General features: G+C 68.1%; 1 pseudogene. It reads left to right on the top strand.

What is annotated here, in order from left to right:
• Positions 1–205: 205 nt before the first annotated feature.
• Positions 206–404, top strand: a pseudogene (locus A9Z05_RS37510) (serine acetyltransferase); the annotation flags it as partial.

Below are 404 nucleotides of genomic sequence, written 5' to 3'. Positions count from 1 at the left end.
CGACGCGATCGCGCACGCGCGCGACTGGGCCGTTCGCTGGATCGACGCGAGCAGCATCTCGATGTGACGCCGTCACGCTCGTGCGGCGTCGGCGGTCCGGCGCGATCCGCGGGGTGCCGCTCCCGGACAAAAAACGCGGTAATCTTGCGGAACCCGTCACTTTATTAGCGGCCGTGCAACCGCGCGCGGCCGCCCGCATTGGTCTATGTCGACATCACCCGCCCGTCAGTGGGGCCTCGAAGAAATCGTCGCCGGCTTGCGCGAATCGCGCGAGGAACTCCATCGCACGCGCCATCCGCGCGGCATCCGCGAACTGCCGTCGCGCGATGCAATCTGCAAGATTGTGACCGGCCTGCGCGCGTCGATGTTTCCGACGCACTACGGCGCGCCCGACCTGACCGACG

Origin of the sequence: Burkholderia sp. A2, from assembly GCF_001729305.1 — a bacterium.
Taxonomy (GTDB): domain Bacteria; phylum Pseudomonadota; class Gammaproteobacteria; order Burkholderiales; family Burkholderiaceae; genus Burkholderia; species Burkholderia sola.
Note: the sequence above shows the minus strand (reverse complement) of the source record. Positions and strands in the feature narration are given on the sequence as shown.